The sequence below is a fragment of the Nonomuraea sp. NPDC023979 genome (assembly GCF_040639085.1).
In the GTDB taxonomy this organism is placed as follows: Bacteria; Actinomycetota; Actinomycetes; order Streptosporangiales; family Streptosporangiaceae; genus Nonomuraea; species Nonomuraea ceibae.
On the sequence record NZ_JBEZZG010000029.1, the window covers coordinates 95,529 to 114,976 of the forward strand.

A 19,448-nucleotide genomic window follows, 5' to 3' on the forward strand; every position below is an offset into this window, starting at 1 on the left:
TCACGCCACGGCCTCCTTGAAGATCTCGGTGAGGGTCGGCTGCTCGACGCCGAAGTGCTCCACGTGCCCGGCCTTGAGTGCGCGGCGCAGAATCTCCTGGTCGTCACCGCCGGCGACGACGAGCAGGGTGTGGCGGTCGCCGGTCACGCTGAGCTCGCCCGGCAGGCCGTCGGCCCAGCCCGGCGTCGCGCCGCGCACCACGACGCGCAGCGTGCCGCCCTCGGCGGCGCGCAGGTCGCCCACCGTGCCGCTGGCCACCATCCGGCCGGCCGACACGATGCCGACCGAGTCGCACAGCCGCTCGACCAGTTCGAGCTGGTGACTGGAGAAGATGACGGGGACACCGCCGCGGCAGCGCTCCTGAAGGGCCGTGGCCAGCGTCTCGACCGCGATCGGGTCGAGCCCGGAGAACGGCTCGTCGAGGATCAGCACCTCGGGGTCGTGCACCAGCGCGACGGCGAGCTGCACGCGCTGCTGGTTGCCCAGCGACAGCGACTCCACCGAGTCGTTCCTGCGCTCGGTCAGGCCCAGCCGCTCCAGCAGGTCGTCGGTGGCCTTCTTGGCCGCCGGCGCGCTCAGGCCGTGGAGCTGGCCGAAGTACTCGATCTGCTCGCCGGCGCGCATCTTCTGGTAGAGGCCGCGCTCCTCCGGCATGTAGCCGAACCGCTGCCGCTCGCCGTAGCCCAGCGGCTTGCCCTGCCAGCTCACCGAACCGGAGTCGGCCTTCAGGACCCCCATGACGATCCGCATCGTCGTCGTCTTGCCGGCGCCGTTCGCGCCGACGAACCCGAACATTTCCCCCGGCCGGACCGTGAAGCCGATCCCGTCCAGGGCGAGCTTGCCCTCGGTCGCCCCGGGGGCCGCGGCGAAGCGCTTGCGCAGTTCGCTGATCTCGAGCATCAGGTTCTCTCCTTCGTCATGCACCAATCGTCCCGTAACAGGCGTTCGCCCTGGTAGGTGCTGAAATCAGGAGCCTGGCATGCGCTACGCGTCCGTTCCGGATGACATTTGTCATTACGCTGGGCTCATGACGCGCGCAGACAAGGACAAGCCGGTCGTCCTCTCCCGCATCTACACCCGCACCGGAGACGACGGCACGACATCGCTCAGCGACATGAGCCGCACGTCCAAGACCGATCCGCGACTGGCCGCCTACGCGGACGTGGAAGAGGCCAACGCCCACCTCGGGCTGGCCCTCGCGCACGGCACCCTGCCCGCCGACCTCGTGGAAGTGCTGGTACGGGTCCAGAACGAGCTGTTCGACCTCGGCGCCGACCTCGCCACCCCGGTCACGGCCGACCCCGAGTTCCCGCCGCTGCGCGTCGAGCAGTCCTACATCGACCGGCTCGAAGAGCAGTGCGACCACTTCAACGCCCGGCTCAAGCCGCTGCGCAGCTTCATCCTGCCCGGCGGCGACCCCGCCACCGCGAGCCTGCACGTCGCCCGCGTCACCGTACGCCGGGCCGAACGCACCACGTGGGCGGCCCTGCACACCCACGACGACATGAACCCGCTGACCGCGACTTACCTCAACCGGCTGTCGGACCTGCTGTTCATCCTGTGCCGGATCGCCCACGCGGGCGACGAGATCCTCTGGAAGCCCGGCGGCACCCGCTGATCAAGCCCGCTGATCAGGCGACGTCCAGGTAAGCGCTCGGCGGCGCCGACTCCAGCCAGGCCAGGAAACCGGTCAGCGCGTCGGCGCTCATCGCCAGCGACAGGTCACGGGTGGAGCCGGAGCAGTCGACCGCGTACAGGCCGCCGTCGATCTCCCTGCGCTGGGAAACGACGAGGCCGCGCCTCGCGATCGCGTGGCGCGGCCTCAGTCGCACACCCATGAGCGGAATCCAGTGGAGCTCTCCGTCGGCGTAGCGCGCTACGCCGCTCTGCCAGGCTCCCTGCCCGACACGCAGCCGGCAGGGTACGCTCCCCCGGCGCGCGAGCATGAAGTAACGCACGACCGCCAGAGCGGCGGCAAGCAGCGCACAGATCACCAAAGTCTCGACCATGCCTGCCGCCCCCTAGCGCTCGTAATATCAGACCTCTTCGCCCGCCGCGCGCAGCCGGGCCCTGGCCCGCTTCGCCTCGATGGCCGCGTCAGCGTCCTCCTGGTTGGCCTCGATCGAGGCCTGGGCCCGGTCGAGAGCGTCACGGGCAGCCGCGACGTCGACCTCGGAACCGAGCTCGGCCACCTCGGCGAGCACGGAGACCTCGTCGTCGGCCACGGAGATGAAACCGCCGTGGACCGCGGCGACCAGGTCGTCCTGGCCCTCCCGCTTCACCTTCAGCACGCCGCCCTCGACGAGGACGCCGAGCACGGGTGCGTGTTGCGGCATAATACCGATCTCGCCGTCCACGGTCTTGGCAATCACCATGTCGGCCTCGCCCGACCAGATCTCACGCTCGGGTGAGACAACCCCTACGCGTAGCTTCGCCACTTGTGTAGGTTCCTTTCCGATCAGGTGGTGGCCCGGCCGCAACCGCGCCACCACCGGTAGGGCGACTTAGCGACGCTCGAGTTCCTTGGCCTTGGCCACGGCCTGCTCGATGCCGCCGACCATGAAGAACGCCTGCTCGGGCAGGTGGTCGTACTCACCCGCGCAGAGGCCCTTGAAGGAGGCGATGGTCTCGTCCAGCGGCACGGTCTCGCCCGGCTGGCCGGTGAAGGCCTCGGCCGCGTACATCGGGTGCGACAGGAAGCGCTCGATGCGGCGGGCCCGCTGGACGGTGACCTTGTCCTCCTCGGAGAGCTCGTCGATACCGAGGATGGCGATGATGTCCTGGAGCTCGCGGTACTTCTGCAGGATCCGCTTGGTCTCCTGGGCCACCCGGTAGTGCTCCTCGCCGACGATCTGCGGGTCGAGGATCCGGGAGGAGGAGTCGAGCGGGTCCACCGCGGGGTAGATGCCCTTCTCCGAGATCGGCCGCGAAAGCACGGTCTGCGCGTCGAGGTGCGCGAACGCGTTGTGCGGGGCCGGGTCGGTGATGTCGTCGGCGGGCACGTAGATCGCCTGCATGGAGGTGATCGAGTGACCGCGCGTCGAGGTGATGCGCTCCTGGAGCACACCCATCTCGTCGGCCAGCGTCGGCTGGTAGCCCACCGCGGACGGCATACGGCCGAGCAGCGTGGACACCTCGGAACCGGCCTGCGTGAAGCGGAAGATGTTGTCGATGAACAGGAGCACGTCCTGTCCCTGAACATCGCGGAAGTACTCCGCCATGGTCAGCGCCGACAGCGCCACCCGCAGACGGGTGCCCGGCGGCTCGTCCATCTGACCGAAGACGAGCGCGGTGTCCTTGAGGACGTCCGCCTCCTCCATCTCCAGCCAGAGGTCGTTGCCCTCACGGGTGCGCTCACCCACGCCGGCGAAGCACGAGGTGCCACCGAAGTTACGGGCGACGCGGCGGATCATCTCCTGGATCAGAACGGTCTTGCCGACGCCCGCGCCGCCGAACAGACCGATCTTGCCACCCTGCACGTACGGGGTGAGCAGGTCGATGACCTTGATGCCGGTGACCAGCAGCTCCGTGCGGGACTCGAGCTGGTCGAAGGCCGGCGACGGACGGTGGATGCCCCACCGCTCCTCGATCTTGAGCGAGGAGGTCGGCACGTCCAGCGTCTCGCCCAGCGCGTTCCACACGTGGCCCTTGACGACGTCGCCGACGGGCACCGAGATCGGCGCGCCGGTGTCGAGCACCGCCTGGCCGCGGACCATGCCGTCGGTCGGCTGCATCGAGATGGCCCGGACGAGGTTGTCACCCAGGTGCTGGGCGACCTCGAGGGTCAGGGTCTTGGTCTCGCCGCCGAGGGTCACCTCGACCTTGAGCGCGTTGTAGATCTCGGGCATCCCCTCGACGGGGAACTCCACGTCAACGACGGCGCCGGTGACGCGGGCCACGCGGCCAGTGCCGGCCGCGGGGGTTTCTACAGTTTCAACAGCCTCTGCAGTCATTTCACTCTTTCCCCGCTGCGGCGTCAGCGAGCGCGTTGGCGCCACCGACGATCTCGCTGATTTCCTGGGTGATCTCGGCCTGACGAGCCTGGTTCATCTGCTGGGTCAGCATCCGCATCAGCTCGTTGGCGTTGTCGGTGGCCGACTTCATCGCGCGCCGCCGCGCGGCCTCCTCGGAGGCCGCCGACTGCAGCAGCGCGGTGAAGATGCGCGACTCCACGTAACGCGGCAGCAGCGTCTCCAGCACGTCGCCCGCCGTGGGCTCGAACTCGAAGTACGGCGGGATCGTGGTGGACTCCGTCGCCTCGGTCTCCTCGACCTCCAGCGGCAGGATCCGCCTGACCACGACGTTCTGCGTCAGCATCGAGACGAACTCGGTCGAGACGATGTGGATCTCGTCGATCCCGTTGTCGTCCTTGAAGGAGTCGATCAGCGTGTTGGCGATCTCCTTGGCGTCGGCGTAAGCCGGGTTCCTGGAGAAACCGACCCACTGCCCGCCCATCTCCCGCTGGCGGAAGGAGTGCCAGGTGACACCCTTGCGCCCGGTGACGAACGGGACGACGCTGAGGCCGCGGCCCTCCAGCAGCCCGCGCAGGGCCTCGGCCTCGCGCAGGACGTTGGCGTTGAAGCCGCCACAGAACCCGCTGTCGCTGGTGACGATGAGGACGCCCGCCTTGGCGGGGTTCTCCTTCGCCACGGTCAGCGGATGGTCGACACTGGCCGCGTTGCTGACGACGCCGGTGACGGCGCGAGTGATCTCACGCTCGTACGGCAGCGCCGCCTGCATCCGCATCTGTGCCTTCACGATCCGCGAAGAGGCGATGAGCTCCTGGGCGCGCGTGATCTTCGCGGTCGACTTGACCGAGCTGATCCGCCGCCGCAGCAGCCTTAGCTGGGCACCCATGTCCTACTTCTCCGCCGCCGGACGGACGACCTTCTTGATCTTCTCCTGGCCGACCTCGTCGGCACCGAGCGGCGCCACCGGCTCGTCCTTGACCAGCAGCTCACCCGAGGAGGTGGTGAAGCCCTTCTTGAACTCCACGATCGCGTCCTTGAGCACGGTCACCGCGTCGTCGGACAGCTCGTTGGTCTCCCGGATGCCGTCGAAGACACCCTTGTGGGAGGAGCCGAGGTAGTCGAGGAACTCACCCTCGAAGCGGCGCACGTCCTCGACCGGCACCTCGTCGAGCTCACCGGTGGTGCCGGCCCACACCGACACGACCTGCTTCTCGACCGGGAACGGCGAGTACTGCGGCTGCTTGAGCAGCTCGACCAGGCGCTGACCGCGGTCGAGCTGGGCTCGGGACGCGGCGTCCAGGTCGGAGGCGAAGGCCGCGAACGCCTCCAGGTCGCGGTACTGCGACAGGGAGAGCTTGAGCGTGCCGGCCACCTTGCGCATGGCCTTGACCTGCGCCGAACCACCGACTCGGGAGACGGAGATACCGACGTTGATCGCGGGACGGACACCCGCGTTGAACAGGTCGGTCTCCAGGAAGCACTGGCCGTCGGTGATGGAGATGACGTTGGTCGGGATGAACGCCGAGACGTCGTTGCCCTTCGTCTCGATGATCGGCAGACCGGTCATCGAGCCGCCGCCCATGTCGTTGGAGAGCTTCGCGCAGCGCTCCAGCAGGCGGGAGTGGAGGTAGAACACGTCGCCGGGGAAGGCCTCACGGCCCGGCGGGCGACGCAGCAGCAGGGACACGGCGCGGTAGGCGTCGGCCTGCTTGGTCAGGTCGTCGAAGACGATGAGAACGTGCTTGCCCTGGTACATCCAGTGCTGGCCGATGGCCGAGCCGGTGTAGGGGGCGAGGTACTTGTAGCCGGCCGGGTCGGAGGCGGGGGCGGCGACGATGGTCGTGTACTCGAGCGCGCCGGCCTCCTCCAGCCGCGCCTTGACCTGCGCGATGGTCGAGCCCTTCTGGCCGACGGCGACGTAGACGCAGCGGACCTGCTTCTCCGGGTCGCCCGACAGCCAGCCCTCGCGCTGGTTGAGGATGGTGTCGACCGCGATCGCGGTCTTGCCGGTGCCACGGTCGCCGATGATCAGCTGACGCTGGCCGCGGCCGATCGGCGTCATGGCGTCGATGGCCTTGATGCCGGTCTGCAGCGGCTGCTTCACCGGCTGCCGCTGGACGACCGACGGGGCCTGGAGCTCAAGGGCGCGCAGGCCCTCGGACTCGATGGCGCCCTTGCCGTCCAGGGGGTTGCCCAGGGGGTCGACCACGCGGCCGAGGAAGGCGTCACCGACGGGCACGGACAGGACCTCGCCCGTCCGGCGGACCGTCTGGCCCTCCTCGATGCCGCTGAACTCGCCCAGGACCACGGCACCGATCTCACGGGTGTCGAGGTTCAGTGCCAGGCCGCGCGTGCCGTTCTCGAACTCGAGCAGCTCGTTCGCCATCGCCGAGGGAAGGCCGGAGACATGGGCGATGCCGTCGCCGGCGTCGACGACGGTCCCGATCTCCTCGCGCGCGGCGCCTTCCGGTTCGTACGCCTGGACGAAGCGCTCAAGCGCGTCCCGGATCTCGTCCGGCCGGATCGTAAGCTCCGCCATCTCTACTCTGTCTCCCTCTTCGCCTAGCCGGCCAACCGGCGGCGGACTTCTTCGATTCGTCCCACGATTGTGGTGTCGATGATCTCGTCGCCGATGCGGACCGAGAACCCACCGAGCACTCGCTTGTCCACCTCGACATTCAGGTGCACGTCTCGGCCGTAGGAGGAGCGCAGCCAGGCGGCGAGCCGCTGCTTCTGCGTCTCCGTCAGCTCGACGGCACTGCGCACGACCGCCACGAGACGCTGGCGCTGCTCGGCCACAAGGCGGCCGAACTCCTCCAGCCCCGTCTCCAGGCTACGTCCTCGCGGATGCACTGCCACCTGCGCGATGAGCCGCTGGGTGGTCGGTGCTGCCTTGCCGCCGAGCAGACCCGCGAGCAGCTCGCGCTTGCCCGCCTCAGGGGCGGCGGCGTCGGCGAGCGCCCGGCGCAGGTCCGGGTTGGCGGCGACGATGCGGCCGAAGCGGAAGAGCTCGTCCTCCACCTCGTCCAGCTTGCGCTGACCCTCCGCCTCGGCGGCGGCGGCGACCACGCCCAGGCGCTCCAGCACGTCGGCCAGGTCGCCGGCACGCGACCACCTGGCCGAGACGGCGGCCTCGGTCGTGGCGACCGTGGCCTCGCTGACCTTGCCCTGGAGCAGCGCGCGGGCCGTGGCGGCCTTCTGCTCGCCGGCCCGGGACTGGTCGGACAGGGCGCGACGCAGGCCGTGCTCGCGGTCGAGCAGATCCGCGACAGCGAACAGCTCGTCGGAGAGCGCGCCGAGGTCGGCACTACCGGCGACCGCGTTGAAGCGCTCCTCGACCTCTGCCAGCGAAGTCCTGCTCAAGCCCCTCATTAACGCACCGCCTGCGCGTTGGAGCTCTCCAGCTCGTCGAGGAACCGGTCGACGATGCGGCTCTGCCGCGACTCGTCCTCCAGGGACTCGCCGACGATGCGGCCGGCGAGCTCGGTCGACAGGCGACCGACCTCGTTGCGGAGCTGGGCGAACGCCGCCTGCCGGTCGGCCTCGATCTGGGCGTGCGCCGCCTCGACGAGACGGCGGGCCTCGGCCTGCGCCTCCTCGCGGAGCTCAGCCTTGATCTGCGCCGCCTGCTCGCGAGCCTCCTCGCGCAGCCGGGCCGCGTCACGCCTGGCCTCTTCGAGCTGCTCGGCGTACTGCTGCTGCAGGACCTGGGCCTGGGCCTGGGCCTCTTCCGCCCTCTTGATGCCGCCTTCGATGGCGTCGGTACGCTCGGCCAGCGTCTTCTGTACACGCGGGACGAGAATCTTTCCGACGACCAGGACGACGACGAAGAACGCGAAGACGCCGACGACGAGCTCGTAAGTGTGCGGCATGAGAGGGTTGGCGCCCTCCTCCGCAACGATGAGCTTAGCTGCCGTGATCATGGTTGCAGCCTTTCGTCAGAGGGGATGATCAGGCGATGCCCTGGAAAATGAACGGGGCGACCAGACCGATCAGGGCGAGGGCCTCGGTGAGGACGAAGCCGAGGAGCATGTTCTGGCGGATCAGGCCGTAGGCCTCGGGCTGACGCGCGATGGCCTGCACGCCCTGACCGAAGATGATGCCGACGCCGATGCCGGGGCCGATGGCGGCGAGACCGTAACCGATGGCGGTGACGTTGCCGGAGACCTCAGCGAGAACGCTCATTGCTGTTTTCCTTTACTGGACGGCCGGTGATTCGGAATTTCACCGGTCTGGACTAATCCGGTCTGTGGTTCTCAGTGATCCGCGTGCAGCGAGCTGCCGATGTACATCGCGGCCAGCATCGCGAACAGGAACGCCTGCAGGTACATGATGAACATCTCCAGGCCCGTGAGCAGGATGGTCATCACCACCCCGATGACGCCGATGGGGGCGCCGAGCGGGGTCAGCTTCTCGAAGAGGAACCAGAAGCCCACCATGCTGAAGAAGGCCAGCAGCATGTGGCCCGCGAACATGTTGGCGAACAGTCGCACCGCGTGCGTGAAGGGCGCGATGATCATGTTCGACAGGAACTCGATCGGGGCCAGCAGGAAGTAGATCGGCTTCGGCAGTCCCGGCGGGAACATCATGTTCTTGAAGTAGCCGATGCCGCCCTGGTGCTTGATGCCCAGGTAGATCTTGAGGATGTAGATGGTTGCCGCGAGCACGATCGGGAAGGCGATGTGCGAGGCGACCGGGAACTGGAGGACCGGGACGACGCCCAGGAGGTTCCAGACCAGCACCAGGAAGAAGATCGAGACCAGCAGGCCCATCCACCGGTCGGCGTCCTTGCCCAGGAAGGGCCGGGCGACCTGGTCGCGGACGAACATGTAGCCGAGCTCGACGACGTTCTGCATGCCCCGGGGCACCAGCTTCGGGCTGGCGAAGGCCGCCCAGCAGATGCCGATCACCAGGACCGAGCTGAAAAGGGCGAGGAGCACCGGCTTGGTGAACCATTCGACCCCGGGAATGATCGGGGGCAGAGTGAACAGCTCGTCAGGCGTAGGCGCCCCGAACTCTCCCGGAGGTGCTAGGACCGTCAGCGCACTCACGCGGCGTTCCCTTCAACGTCGTAGTGGATCACAGAAGTTTCCTCGGAGATGCGGTCGCGCCGTACGGCTAGCGACCGTGTCTCCGGTAGACCGCGTAGCCGGCGAGCGAGACCCCCAGGACGATGCCTATGGGGAAGAACGCGGACATGTCGAGCCAGCGGTCCAACAGCCACCCGAGTCCGCCGTAGACTGCCATCCCGGCGAGGAGGTAGCTGGGGACCGACCACATGGCGTCGGAGAAGTCCCGACCGTCGGTTTCCGGTCGGCGTTCCTGTTGGCTCATCGCGGCCCTGACGATAGCAGGCGAGCAGAGGACTAGTCATATCGGACCCCGCGTTTTACCAGGCTCATCAGTCGCCCTGCCCGGGGACCTTGGCGTCGGGGTCGACATAGAGCATCTTCGTCTTCATGAAGGCGCGGACTTCGAAGGCGGTCCAGACGACGGTGCCGGCCACGACGGTCCAGGCGAACGCCTGCGTGTTCCACAGCGTGGTGTCACGGAAAGTGACCAGCATCACCATGATGACGATGACTTTGACGAGGTAGCTGACCATCGCGGCGATGGCCATCATCTGCGGAGAGACGCGCGCCGCGTAGGCGACGGCCACCACGCTGATGCTGAAGAAGACGCCGACGAGCAGGACGCCGAGCAGTGCGCCGAGGGCGCCGCCGCCGCCCGCCACCAGAAGGCTCACGACCACGGCCACCGCCCCTACCCCGAGGGTGGGAATCGCGGCGCTTTTGAGTACGCGCACGTCGTTGGCCTGCATCGGAGCTCCATCAACGAGTTATCAAGCGAGCGTTTGCTACCCCCAGAACATTCGCGTTTGGGGGCCCCTGCTCGTGAAAGATATCACAAGCTCACGGAAGACCGCTTTTACCTGTGGTTTCTAGTTCACGATCATGAACGGCCCGGGTAGACCGGAATGACCGGGTTACGCTCCGCGCTCGCCCGGTCCTGCTGCGACGGGCCCGCCTCCGGCGGCATCCGCCGCCTGACCTCGGACTCCGGCACGATCGGCGGCATCGGGCCGGTGGGCGGGCCGTCGTCGTCATGGTCTCCGCCGGCCCTTCGCGCGCCGCCCCGGCCCCGCCACCGGGGCGCGGCCATCAGCAGCACCAGCACCGCCAGCGCCACCACGATCACGATCGGGAACAGCAGCACCGGCACACCCCACGTGGCCATCGCCACGATGCCGAACGCGAACACGAACGCCCACGCGTACATGATCAGCACCGAACGGCGGTGCGAGTGGCCGATGTCCATCAGCCGGTGGTGCAGGTGACCGCGGTCGGGCGCGAACGGCGACATGCCGTGAGAGGTGCGCCGCACGACGGCGGTGATCAGGTCGATCAGCGGCAGGACCAGCACGCCCGCCGGGACCAGCAGCGGCAGCAGCACGCCGAAGCGGTTGATGCCCTCGATGACCGACGGGTCGACCGGCGTCACGGTGACGATCGACGACGCCAGCACCAGGCCGATCAGCATCGCCCCGGTGTCACCCATGAAGATCTTGGCCGGATGGAAGTTGTGCGGCAGGAAGCCCAGGCAGGTGCCGATGAGGACGGCGGCGATCGCCGCGGTCGTCGTGATGCGGTCACCCGAGATGCTCTGCGCGAGAAAGATCGAATAGGCCCAGGTGGCCATGCCCGCGATGCACACGATCCCGGCCGCCAGCCCGTCGAGCCCGTCGACGAAGTTGACCGCGTTGATCGCCACCACCACGACGAGGATCGTGATGATCGTGCTCAGCGTGTAGTCGAGGCTGGTGGAGCCGCCCCAGTCCTTCGGCAGCGGGATGTAGGTCAGCCGCAGGCCGAAGGCGACCAGCACCCCGGCCGCCGCGATCTGGCCAGCCAGCTTGATGAAGGGGTCCATGCCCCACCAGTCGTCCAGGAAGCCCGTCACCGTGATCAAACCGCCGGCCACGATGAGCGCCAGCACCGGCTGGCCCTCCGCGACGCCCAGCGCCCGGCCCGTGTTGGCCAGCTCGCTCGCGATCAGCAGGCCCGCGACCAGCCCGCCGTACATCGCCAGCCCGCCCAGCCTGGGCGTCGGCGTGGTGTGCACGTCACGTTCGCGAATCTCCGGCGCCGCCCCGATGCGGATGGCGAAGCGGCGCACCAGCGGGACGAGCAGATACGTCACCGCGGCCGCGACGAGTGCCATGAACAGATATTCGCGCACGGACCTAGTTTCCCGGATGCTCCGGCCGGCTGTGACCGGAAAACGACACAGACCAGCTTAATATTCGCTGAGATATGGCCGATGTATGGCGACGAGAGCGGCCACCCTTTCCCGGACCTCCGCCGCCGCACCAGGCTCTCGCACCACCCGCGCGACCAGCGAACCGATCTCCTTCAATTCCTGGAGCCCCATCCCCTGCGTCGTCACGCACGGCGTGCCCACCCTGATCCCCGACGTCACGGCGGGCGGCTCCGGGTCGTACGGGATCGCGTTGCGGTTGAGCGTGATGCCGGCCGCCGCACACCTGCGCTCCGCCTCCGCCCCGGAAACCCCCAGCTCACGCAGGTCGATCAGGGCCAGATGCGTGTCGGTGCCGCCCGACACCGGGCGCATCCCCTCCGCCGCCAGCGTGTCGCACAGCGCCCGCGCGTTGGCCACCACCTGCCGCGCGTAGCCGGCGAACTCCGGCCGCAACGCCTCCCCGAACGCCACCGCCTTCGCCGCCACCGCGTGCATCAGCGGCCCGCCCTGGATGAACGGGAACACCGCCCGGTCGATCCGCGCCGCCAGCTCCTCCGTGCACAGGATCCCGCCGCCGCGCGGCCCGCGCAGCGCCTTGTGCGTGGTGAACGTGACCACGTCCGCGTACGGCACCGCCGACGGGATCGCCCCGCCCGCCATCAGCCCGATCGGGTGCGCCATGTCCGCCAGCAGCCACGCGCCCACCTCGTCCGCGATGCCGCGGAACACGCCGTAGTCGATCAGCCTCGGGTACGCCGTCGCCCCGCACACGATCAGCTTCGGCCGATGCCGCAACGCCAGGTCACGCACCTCGTCGTAGTCGATGAGCTCGGTGTCACGGCGCACCCCGTAGGAGGCCACGTCGAACCAGCGGCCCGAGAAGTTCACCCGCGAGCCGTGCGTCAGATGGCCGCCGTGCGGCAGCGCCATCGCCAGCATCGTGTCGCCCGGCTGCAACAGCGCCGCGTACGCGGCCAGGTTCGCCGACGCGCCCGAATGCGGCTGCACGTTCGCGTGCTCCGCGCCGAACAGCTCACGCGCCCGGTCGATCGCCAGCCGCTCCGCCCGGTCCACCACCTCGCAGCCGCCGTAGTAGCGCCGCCCCGGGTAGCCCTCCGCGTACTTGTTGCTCAACGTCGAGCCCAGCGCCGCCAGCACCGCGGGCGAGGTGAAGTTCTCGCTCGCGATCAGCTGCAGGCCGCCGCGCACCCGCGCCATCTCGTCGAGCAGCACCTGCGCGACCTCGGGATCCTGCTCCCGCAGCCGCCCGAAGTCGGGCCCGTAGTCGGGTGTCGCACCCATGATCCCACTGTACGACCGAGTGTCCGGATTTCCCACTTCCCCGGCTCAGGAGAACGCGTGCGGCGCGCCGATCGGGCTCGGGATCCAGCGCGGCGTGTCGGCCGCCTCGTCGCTGATCGACGTCAGCACCGCCTGCCGGTAGAGCGCCAGCCTCGACCGCCACTCGCCGATGTCCTCCACATACCGGCCGCCCACCGGCGCGTCCCACGTCTGCGGGCTTCTGGCCAGCTGGTAAGCCTTGTCCAGCGCCGCCGACATGCTCTCCAGCAGCGGCATCACGTTCTGCCACGCCGTCACCAGGCGCTGGTAGTCGGGGTTGAACTCCCACGCCCTCGGCTGGCCGTCCAGCGGGCCGCCGCCCCCGGCCTTGGGCGGCATCTCCCCCGGCTGCCTCGGCCTCGGCGCGGGCGGATCGACGTACATCACACGCTCCTCTCCTGCGTCCGCGGATCGACCGGCCCGTCAGGCCCGTTGTCCTCAGGCGCCTCGACCGACGGCATGTCCATCGGGCGCACCTCTGTCGCGCTCTCGACCAGGGCCCGGATCGCCTCCTGGCTCGGCGGCCTCACCTCGACCGACACCACCCCGCCGTCACCCTGCCTCTCCCGGTACGCCCCCTCGCCCCGCCGGGGCTCCTGCTCCGTGGAGCCGCCGGGCTGCGGGTCCGGGTTGCCGGAACCGCCGGGGTACGGGTTACGGGGCTGCTGGTCCTGACCGGAGGGGCTGCCGGGCTGCGGGTCCGGGTTTGCGGAGCCACCGGGGTACGGGTTACGGGGTTGCTGGTCCTGGCCGGAGGAGCCGCCGGGCTGTCGGTCTTGGCTTGTGGAGCCGGTGGGCTGTTGATCCTGGCCGGTGGAGCCGCCGGGCTGTTGGTCCTGGCCCGTGGAGCCGCCGGGTTGTGGCTTCTGGTCGATGGGGGCGTCGGGTTGACGGTCTCGGTCGGGGGCGGGTTGGGAGGGTTCCGGGCAGTCCCGGGGGGCTTGTGCACTGTCGGGTTGGCGGGGGTCGGCGGCGTCCTGCGTGCCGTTCCGGCCGCCGTCGACGGGGGTGTCGGGTGCGCCGTCGACTGCCGGCGGTGTGCTGGTCCCGCCCTGCGCTTCAGGGCCGCCGTATCCGCCCACTGCGCTGCCCGCTTCGCCGCCCGTGACGCCGCCTTGGGCACCGCCCGCTATGCCGCCCGTGACGCCGCCTTGGGCACCGCCCGCTATGCCGCCCGTGACGCCGCCTTGGGCGCCGCCTGCCGCTCCGCCGTGCACGCCGTCGCCCAGGCCGCCGTACGCGCCTGTGGCTCCGCCTGAGACGCCCCCAGGTGCGCCTCCTACGGCGCCATCCGGGACGCCCGCCGTGCCCAGGGGGGCGGCGCCTCCCTGGGCTGGTGGGCCGCCGTAGCCGCCTTCTGCGGCGGGCAGGGGGTGGGGCTGGTACTCGCGGGCGTTCTCCGTCACCGTGCCGAGGGCTTCGGGGTCGAGAGGGCGGCCTCCGATCGAGATCACGTTGGCGCCGTCGCCACCCGCACCCGTGCCTGCGACGCTCTGGGCGGTGGATCCGGCGCCTCCGGTGGCTGTGTCCGGTGGCGGGGTCGGTGGTACGACGAAGCCTTGCCCGTCGTTACGTGGCGCCTCAGGGGTGCCGTTCTGCGCGCCGTTCTGGGCGCCGTTGTGGCCGCCGTTCTGGGCGGCGTCGCGTACGGGCGCGTCGTCGGGCCGGCCGTTGCCGGGCTGTTTGTCGCAGTCGTCCGTGGTGGCCGGGGGCTGCGTGGCGGTGGAGTCGTCGGGCGTCGTCGGCATGTCGGCGGGCTGGGCGCGGTCGAGGTTGTCGAGGATGCCTTCGAGCTCTCTGGCCGTGGGCGGGTCCAGGGGGATCTGGAGCACCTTGGTGCCGTCGACCTCGACGACCTGCGGCCTGCTGGGGTCGGGGTCGTCGGGGTGGTCCTTGCCTGGGGTGTCGGTTATGTCCTGGTCGCGGTTGCAGTCCTGGTCCTGTTCGCCGCTGCGGTCCGGCTCGGCGCCGTGGTCTCGCCTGCTGCCCCGGTCCTCGTCCTTCGGCTCGTTCTTCGCCTCAGGCTTTCCGTCGGCGTCGGGCTTGCCGTCAGGCTTGGCGTCTGCCTCAGGCTTTCCGTCCGGCTTGGTGTCCGCCTCGGGCTTGCCGTCCGGCTTGGTGTCCGCATCTGGTTTGTCCGGCTTGCCTTCGGGCTTGGCGTCCGCCTCGGGCTTCCCGTCGGGCTTGGCGTCCGGCTTGTCGCCCGCGTCCGGCTTTCCGTCCGCTTCGGGCTTGCCCTCCGGTTTGGCGTCGGGTTTTCCGTCCGGCTTGGGGTCGGGTTTGGTGTCCGCTTCGGGCTTGCCTTCGGGCTTGCCTTCGGGCTTGGTCTCGCCCTCCGGCTTTCCGTCCGGCTTGCCGTTCGCGTCCGGTTTGGGGTCCGGCTTCGGGTCCGGCTTGGCCGTGGGGGTGTCGTCCGTGGCGGGCAGGGAGGGCTTGGGCGGGTCGGCCCGCTTCTCCAGCACCGCGAGCCGGGCCTTGACGTCCTTGACCATACGGTCGGCGGCGTCCGCGATCTGGACCGGACGGTGGGTGGTCTGGGTCGAGAGCCCGGCGGTGGACATGATCTGCGTGACCCGGGCCTCGACGCGGCGCAGCTCGGCCGTGGCCCGCTCCGTCTCGGCCAGCAGCTCACGGACCAGCTTGGGATCCATGCCGTCGAACTTGCCCATGGGTCACTCCCGGACGTCGCAGCTCCGGGCTCAACCGTAGGCACGTGGCACCGCCCGGCGCAGCCGGGATAGCCAGACGGTATATCTCAGTCCTCGGTGGCGACGTACCCGATGATGCCCCGCAGCTTCTCGACGGGGATGCTGCCGCGGCGCAGCAGGCGGGGCACGGCGGTGGTGAGGTCGAGGATGGTCGAGGGCGTGTTGTCGCTGGTCCTGCCGCCGTCGAGGTAGACCGAGACGGACTCGCCGAGCTGCTCCTCGGCCTCGGCGGCCGTGACGGCGGCCGGGGCGCCGGAGCGGTTGGCGGAGGAGACGGCCATCGGGCCGGTCTCCTTGAGCAGGTCGAGCGCGACGGGGTGGAGCGGCATGCGCACGGCCACGGTGCCCTTGGTGTCGCCGAGGTCCCACGACAGGGCGCGGTTGGCCTTGCAGACAAGGGTCAGCGGCCCGGGCCAGAACGCGTCGATGAGGTCCTGGCCGTAGGGGCCGAGGTCTTCGACGAGGGCGTTGGCGGCGCGTACGGTGCCGACGAGGACGGGCGGCGGCATGTCGCGGCCACGGCCCTTGGCCTCGAGCAGCAAGGCGACGGCCGCGGCCGTGAAGGCGTCGCAGCCGATGCCGTAGACCGTGTCGGTCGGCAGCACCACGAGCTCGCCCCGGCCGACGGCGGTGGTCGCCTCGCGCAGGCCCTCGGCCCGCTGGTCGGCGTCGGTGCAGTCAAAGCGTCTTCCCACGGCGTGCATCCTAGTCCTGGCCGAGTCGGGCGGTGACGAAGCGGTCCCTGCGGGTGAGGTCCTGGCGCAGCCGTACGTCGCGCCAGCCGTTGTCCTCGGGGAAGGTGAGGTAGACCGACCGGCCCTGCTCGTCGGCGTGCTCGACGGCGACCCAGCCGCCGGGGCGCAGCAGCCGCCGGGCGGTGCGCTCGACGGCCCGGACCTCGCCGAGGCCGTCGTCGCCGGTGCCGTAGAGGGCGCGCGCCGGGTCGTAGTCGCGCACCTCGGGGTCGCGCGGGATCGCGCCGGGCGGGATGTAGGGCGGGTTGGAGATGACCAGGTCGACCTTGCCGTTGAGCTCGGGCAGCGCTTCGGCGAGGTCGTCGGGGTGCAGGTGGGTGCGGCCCTGACCGTGCTCGGTGATGTTGCGCTTGGCCCAGCTGTAGGCCCGGGGGTCGACCTCGACGGCGTGCACCTCGGCCAGGGCCACTTCCTGGGCGATGGACAGCGCGATCGCGCCGGAGCCGGTGCCGAGGTCGACGACGAGCGGCGCGGTGACGTCCATGGCGCGCAGCGTCTCGATGGCCCATCCGGCCATGACCTCGGTCTCGGGCCGTGGCACGAACACGCCGGGGCCGACGTCGAGCTCCAGGTAGCGGAAGTAGGCGTGGCCGGTGATGTGCTGGAGTGGCTCGCGGGCTTCACGCCGGGCGACGCCCTCCCAGAACAGCGCGTCGAAGTCGGCGTCCTTGACGGTGTGCAGCTCGCTCCGGCGCACGCCGTGGACGAACGCCGCGATCTCCTCGGCGTCGGTGCGCGGGGACGGCACACCCGCCTCTGCCAGCCGCGCGGTGGCGAGGGCGATCTCGTCCAGCAGGAATGTCATGAGTGTTGTGCGAGCTTCTCCGCCATTTCGGCGTCGATGAGGGCCTGGGTGACGGCGTTCAGCTCGCCGTCGAGAACCTGGTCGAGGTTATACGCCTTGAAGCCGACGCGGTGGTCGGAGATGCGGTTTTCCGGGAAGTTGTAGGTGCGGACGCGCTCGGAGCGGTCGACGGTGCGCACCTGCGACTTGCGTTCGGCCTGCGCGGCGGCGTCGGCCTCCTCCTGGGCGATGGCCAGCAGCCGGGCGCGCAGGATGCGCATCGCCGACTCCTTGTTCTGCAGCTGACTCTTCTCGTTCTGGCAGGAGACGACGACGCCGGTGGGCAGGTGGGTGATGCGCACGGCGGAGTCGGTGGTGTTGACGCTCTGGCCGCCGGGGCCGCTGGAGCGGTAGACGTCGATGCGCAGGTCGTTGGGGTCGACCTGGACCTCGACGTCCTCGGCCTCCGGGTAGACCAGCACGCCGGCGGCGCTGGTGTGGATGCGGCCCTGCGACTCGGTGACGGGCACCCGCTGCACGCGGTGCACGCCGCCCTCGTACTTGAGCCTGGACCACACGCCGTCGTCGCCCTTGGCCTTGATCGCGACCGTGACGTCCTTGTAGCCGCCGAGGTCGGACGGCTGGCTGTCGATGATCTCGGTCTTCCAGCCGATGCGCTCGGCGTAGCGCAGGTACATGCGCAGCAGGTCGCCGGCGAACAGCGCGGACTCCTCACCGCCCTCGCCCGCCTTGATCTCCATGATGATGTCCTTGTCATCGTTGGGATCACGCGGGATGAGCAGGTGTTTGAGCCGTTCCTCCAGCTGGGGGATGCGCGTCTCGATCTCGGCGGCCTCTTCGGCGAACGCCTCGTCCTCGCGGGCCAGCTCCTTGGCGGCCGTCAGGTCCTCGCGGGCCGTCTCCAGCTCGCGGTAGGTGCCGACGATCGGGGTGAGCTGCGCGTAACGCTTGCCGAGCGTGCGGGCCCTGCCCTGGTCGGCGTGCACGGCGGGGTCGGCGAGCTGCATCTCCAGCTCGGAATACTCCTTGAGCAACTCGTCGAGGTTCACCGTGGGTCCTTCGTCGTGCGGGTGGGCGGGCCGTGCACCAAGAAACGCCGGCCCGGCGCACGCGGGTGCGTCGGAGCCGGCGTCGCTGAAGCTACTTGCCCGAGGCCTTCTTGCCGAAGCGCTTCTCGAAGCGCGCCACCCGGCCGCCGGTGTCGAGGATCTTCTGCTTGCCCGTGTAGAACGGGTGGCAGGCGGAGCACACGTCGGCGTGGATGACGCCGTTCTTGGCGGTGCTGCGGGTGGTGAACGTGTTGCCGCAGGTGCAGGTGACCTGGGTCACGTGGTAGTCGGGGTGGATGTCGGGCTTCATGGTTTTCCTTTCGGGGTGCGGTCGCCGGGTCGCCTCTGAGCTCATGGCGGGAACCGGTACCGCAGCAAGCGGTCGGCTACCAGTGTGCCAGATGGTTCAACCAGCCCGGGCCACCGGCCATTCCCCGATCTTCCCCCGGTCTTCACGGCGGCGTCACGCTAGGCTCCCCCGCACATACCATCACTTTCACCACCGAAGGGTCACTCATCGGATGAGAAGAACGGTGCGGTCGCTCATAGCGGCCGCCACGGGGGTCGCTGTTCTGTTCGGGGGTCCTGCCGCAGCCGCCCAGGAGGCCAAGCAGCCGGACTTCACCAGTGCCGCCTGGTCCGGCGCGTACGTCCCGCTCCAGGGGGAGACGGGAGCCACGGCCACGCTGAAGCTCAGGGACCCGGAGACGGTCAAGGGCGTGAAGGGCGCCATCGAAGCCCCGGGCAAGGCCGAACGGCCCGTCACGTTCGACGTGAAGCCCGGCGAGGCCGTGGTGACCGGCCGCTGGGCCATCGGCGCGAACGACCCGCCCGGCGACTGGAAGCTCACCGTCACCGTCACGCGCGACGCCCCGCGTGACAACACCTTCAGCGTCAAGGTCGCCGGCAAGCAGAGCATCACCGACGCCTCCGTCACCCCCGACCCCGTCAGGCTCGTCAAGGGCAAGGACGTGGAGGTCAAGGTCGAGGCCGCGGTCAAGGGCGCCCGGACGGTGACGGCCAAGCTGCGCAGCGACACGACGAGGAAGTTCTACGACCTCGGCGTCATGGCGCTGGAGCCCGACGGCCACCACCGCGGCTCCACGTACTTCAGCGACGACACCGCGCCCGGCGCGTGGACGCTGGAGGTGTACGCGACCCGCGGCGGCGAGGCGCTCAAGGGCGTCGTCCCGTTCACCGTCGAGGCCCCGGCCGCCGGCGTCAGCCGCAAGGCCACCGCCAGGGTCACCATCAGCGCCGCCAAGAAGGTCAAGCAGGGCAGGAGCTTCAAGGTGTACGGCAAGGCGTACCGGGGGGCCAAGCCGTACAAGGGCACGAAGCTGCGCATCTACTTCAAGGCCAAGGGCACCAAGACGTACAAGCTCGTCGCGTACGCGAAGACGAACGCCTCCGGCAAGTACACCCGCACGTTCAAGGCCGTGAAGGACGGCTACTACCGCGTCAGGTCGCTCGCCACGAGCAAGACGCGCGGCGCGCTGTCGCCGCAGCGGCTCGTGGACGTCCGCTAGAACGCAGCCCTGACACACGCGGAAGCGGCG

The 19,448-nt window shown here is 69.7% G+C and carries 22 protein-coding genes; 2 read left to right on the plus strand and 20 right to left on the minus strand.

The window, feature by feature from the left end; all coding sequences use genetic code 11:
* Entirely contained in the window at window positions 1–900 is a 900-nt protein-coding gene (locus tag AB0G11_RS36730) for an ATP-binding cassette domain-containing protein (RefSeq protein ID WP_357591291.1), read from the minus strand.
* A gap of 127 nt (window positions 901–1,027) precedes the next feature.
* On the opposite strand from AB0G11_RS36730, the gene AB0G11_RS36735 reads away from it, so the two are divergent.
* Entirely contained in the window at window positions 1,028–1,618 is a 591-nt protein-coding gene (locus tag AB0G11_RS36735; protein ID WP_219505849.1) for a cob(I)yrinic acid a,c-diamide adenosyltransferase, read from the plus strand.
* Window positions 1,619–1,631: 13 nt separating this feature from the next.
* On the opposite strand, the gene AB0G11_RS36740 is transcribed toward AB0G11_RS36735, so the two are convergent.
* The 19 genes from AB0G11_RS36740 to rpmE form a co-directional block, all read right to left on the minus strand.
* On the minus strand, window positions 1,632–2,009 hold the full coding sequence (locus AB0G11_RS36740; protein WP_219505851.1) for a DUF2550 domain-containing protein: 378 nt from the start codon (window positions 2,007–2,009) through the stop codon (window positions 1,632–1,634).
* A gap of 27 nt (window positions 2,010–2,036) precedes the next feature.
* Window positions 2,037–2,438 (minus strand): F0F1 ATP synthase subunit epsilon, encoded by a 402-nt coding sequence (locus AB0G11_RS36745; RefSeq protein ID WP_049561059.1) that lies wholly within the window; start codon window positions 2,436–2,438, stop codon window positions 2,037–2,039.
* A gap of 66 nt (window positions 2,439–2,504) precedes the next feature.
* Window positions 2,505–3,953 (minus strand): F0F1 ATP synthase subunit beta, encoded by a 1,449-nt coding sequence (gene atpD / locus AB0G11_RS36750; protein ID WP_219505866.1) that lies wholly within the window; start codon window positions 3,951–3,953, stop codon window positions 2,505–2,507.
* 1 nt (window position 3,954) lies between these two features.
* On the minus strand, window positions 3,955–4,857 hold the full coding sequence (locus tag AB0G11_RS36755; protein WP_219505868.1) for a F0F1 ATP synthase subunit gamma: 903 nt from the start codon (window positions 4,855–4,857) through the stop codon (window positions 3,955–3,957).
* A 3-nt stretch (window positions 4,858–4,860) separates the two neighbouring features.
* The gene (gene atpA / locus AB0G11_RS36760) at window positions 4,861–6,510 is read right to left on the minus strand and encodes a F0F1 ATP synthase subunit alpha (RefSeq protein ID WP_219505869.1); all 1,650 of its coding nucleotides are present in this window, start codon (window positions 6,508–6,510) and stop codon (window positions 4,861–4,863) included.
* Window positions 6,511–6,533: 23 nt separating this feature from the next.
* The gene (locus AB0G11_RS36765; protein ID WP_219505870.1) at window positions 6,534–7,343 is read right to left on the minus strand and encodes a F0F1 ATP synthase subunit delta; all 810 of its coding nucleotides are present in this window, start codon (window positions 7,341–7,343) and stop codon (window positions 6,534–6,536) included.
* The gene (locus AB0G11_RS36770; protein ID WP_219505872.1) at window positions 7,343–7,894 is read right to left on the minus strand and encodes a F0F1 ATP synthase subunit B; all 552 of its coding nucleotides are present in this window, start codon (window positions 7,892–7,894) and stop codon (window positions 7,343–7,345) included. Before AB0G11_RS36770 ends, AB0G11_RS36765 begins: the two co-directional genes overlap by 1 nt.
* A 28-nt stretch (window positions 7,895–7,922) precedes the next feature.
* On the minus strand, window positions 7,923–8,156 hold the full coding sequence (gene atpE / locus AB0G11_RS36775) for an ATP synthase F0 subunit C (RefSeq protein WP_049561045.1): 234 nt from the start codon (window positions 8,154–8,156) through the stop codon (window positions 7,923–7,925).
* 71 nt (window positions 8,157–8,227) lie between these two features.
* Window positions 8,228–9,022: a F0F1 ATP synthase subunit A gene (atpB, locus tag AB0G11_RS36780; RefSeq protein WP_219505873.1), complete on the minus strand. Its 795-nt coding sequence runs from the start codon at window positions 9,020–9,022 to the stop codon at window positions 8,228–8,230.
* A 67-nt stretch (window positions 9,023–9,089) separates the two neighbouring features.
* Window positions 9,090–9,305, minus strand: a complete 216-nt coding sequence (locus AB0G11_RS36785) for an AtpZ/AtpI family protein (protein WP_246645040.1) — start codon at window positions 9,303–9,305, stop codon at window positions 9,090–9,092.
* Window positions 9,306–9,372: 67 nt separating this feature from the next.
* Window positions 9,373–9,792 (minus strand): hypothetical protein, encoded by a 420-nt coding sequence (locus AB0G11_RS36790; protein ID WP_219505875.1) that lies wholly within the window; start codon window positions 9,790–9,792, stop codon window positions 9,373–9,375.
* 131 nt (window positions 9,793–9,923) lie between these two features.
* The gene (locus AB0G11_RS36795; protein ID WP_357591292.1) at window positions 9,924–11,210 is read right to left on the minus strand and encodes an MraY family glycosyltransferase; all 1,287 of its coding nucleotides are present in this window, start codon (window positions 11,208–11,210) and stop codon (window positions 9,924–9,926) included.
* Between the two features lie 57 nt (window positions 11,211–11,267).
* A complete protein-coding gene (gene glyA / locus AB0G11_RS36800; protein ID WP_219505877.1) occupies window positions 11,268–12,533 on the minus strand; it encodes a serine hydroxymethyltransferase in 1,266 nt (421 codons plus the stop codon).
* A gap of 45 nt (window positions 12,534–12,578) precedes the next feature.
* A complete protein-coding gene (locus tag AB0G11_RS36805) occupies window positions 12,579–12,956 on the minus strand; it encodes a hypothetical protein (RefSeq protein ID WP_219505879.1) in 378 nt (125 codons plus the stop codon).
* Window positions 12,956–15,241, minus strand: coding sequence for a hypothetical protein (locus tag AB0G11_RS36810; protein ID WP_357591293.1), 2,286 nt, complete (start codon window positions 15,239–15,241; stop codon window positions 12,956–12,958). The genes AB0G11_RS36805 and AB0G11_RS36810 overlap by 1 nt, the downstream gene beginning before the upstream one ends.
* 86 nt (window positions 15,242–15,327) lie before the next feature.
* A complete protein-coding gene (locus tag AB0G11_RS36815; RefSeq protein ID WP_219505882.1) occupies window positions 15,328–15,975 on the minus strand; it encodes an L-threonylcarbamoyladenylate synthase in 648 nt (215 codons plus the stop codon).
* Window positions 15,976–15,985: 10 nt separating this feature from the next.
* Entirely contained in the window at window positions 15,986–16,840 is an 855-nt protein-coding gene (prmC, locus tag AB0G11_RS36820; RefSeq protein WP_049559024.1) for a peptide chain release factor N(5)-glutamine methyltransferase, read from the minus strand.
* On the minus strand, window positions 16,837–17,889 hold the full coding sequence (gene prfA / locus AB0G11_RS36825; protein WP_219505883.1) for a peptide chain release factor 1: 1,053 nt from the start codon (window positions 17,887–17,889) through the stop codon (window positions 16,837–16,839). Before prfA ends, prmC begins: the two co-directional genes overlap by 4 nt.
* A gap of 91 nt (window positions 17,890–17,980) precedes the next feature.
* Window positions 17,981–18,199 carry a 50S ribosomal protein L31 gene (gene rpmE, locus AB0G11_RS36830; protein ID WP_219505884.1) on the minus strand — a complete coding sequence of 73 codons (219 nt, stop codon included), beginning with the start codon at window positions 18,197–18,199 and terminating at the stop codon, window positions 17,981–17,983.
* A gap of 211 nt (window positions 18,200–18,410) precedes the next feature.
* On the opposite strand from rpmE, the gene AB0G11_RS36835 reads away from it, so the two are divergent.
* Complete coding sequence (locus AB0G11_RS36835) at window positions 18,411–19,418, plus strand: hypothetical protein (RefSeq protein WP_357591294.1); 1,008 nt, start codon at window positions 18,411–18,413, stop codon at window positions 19,416–19,418.
* Window positions 19,419–19,448: the final 30 nt, after the last annotated feature.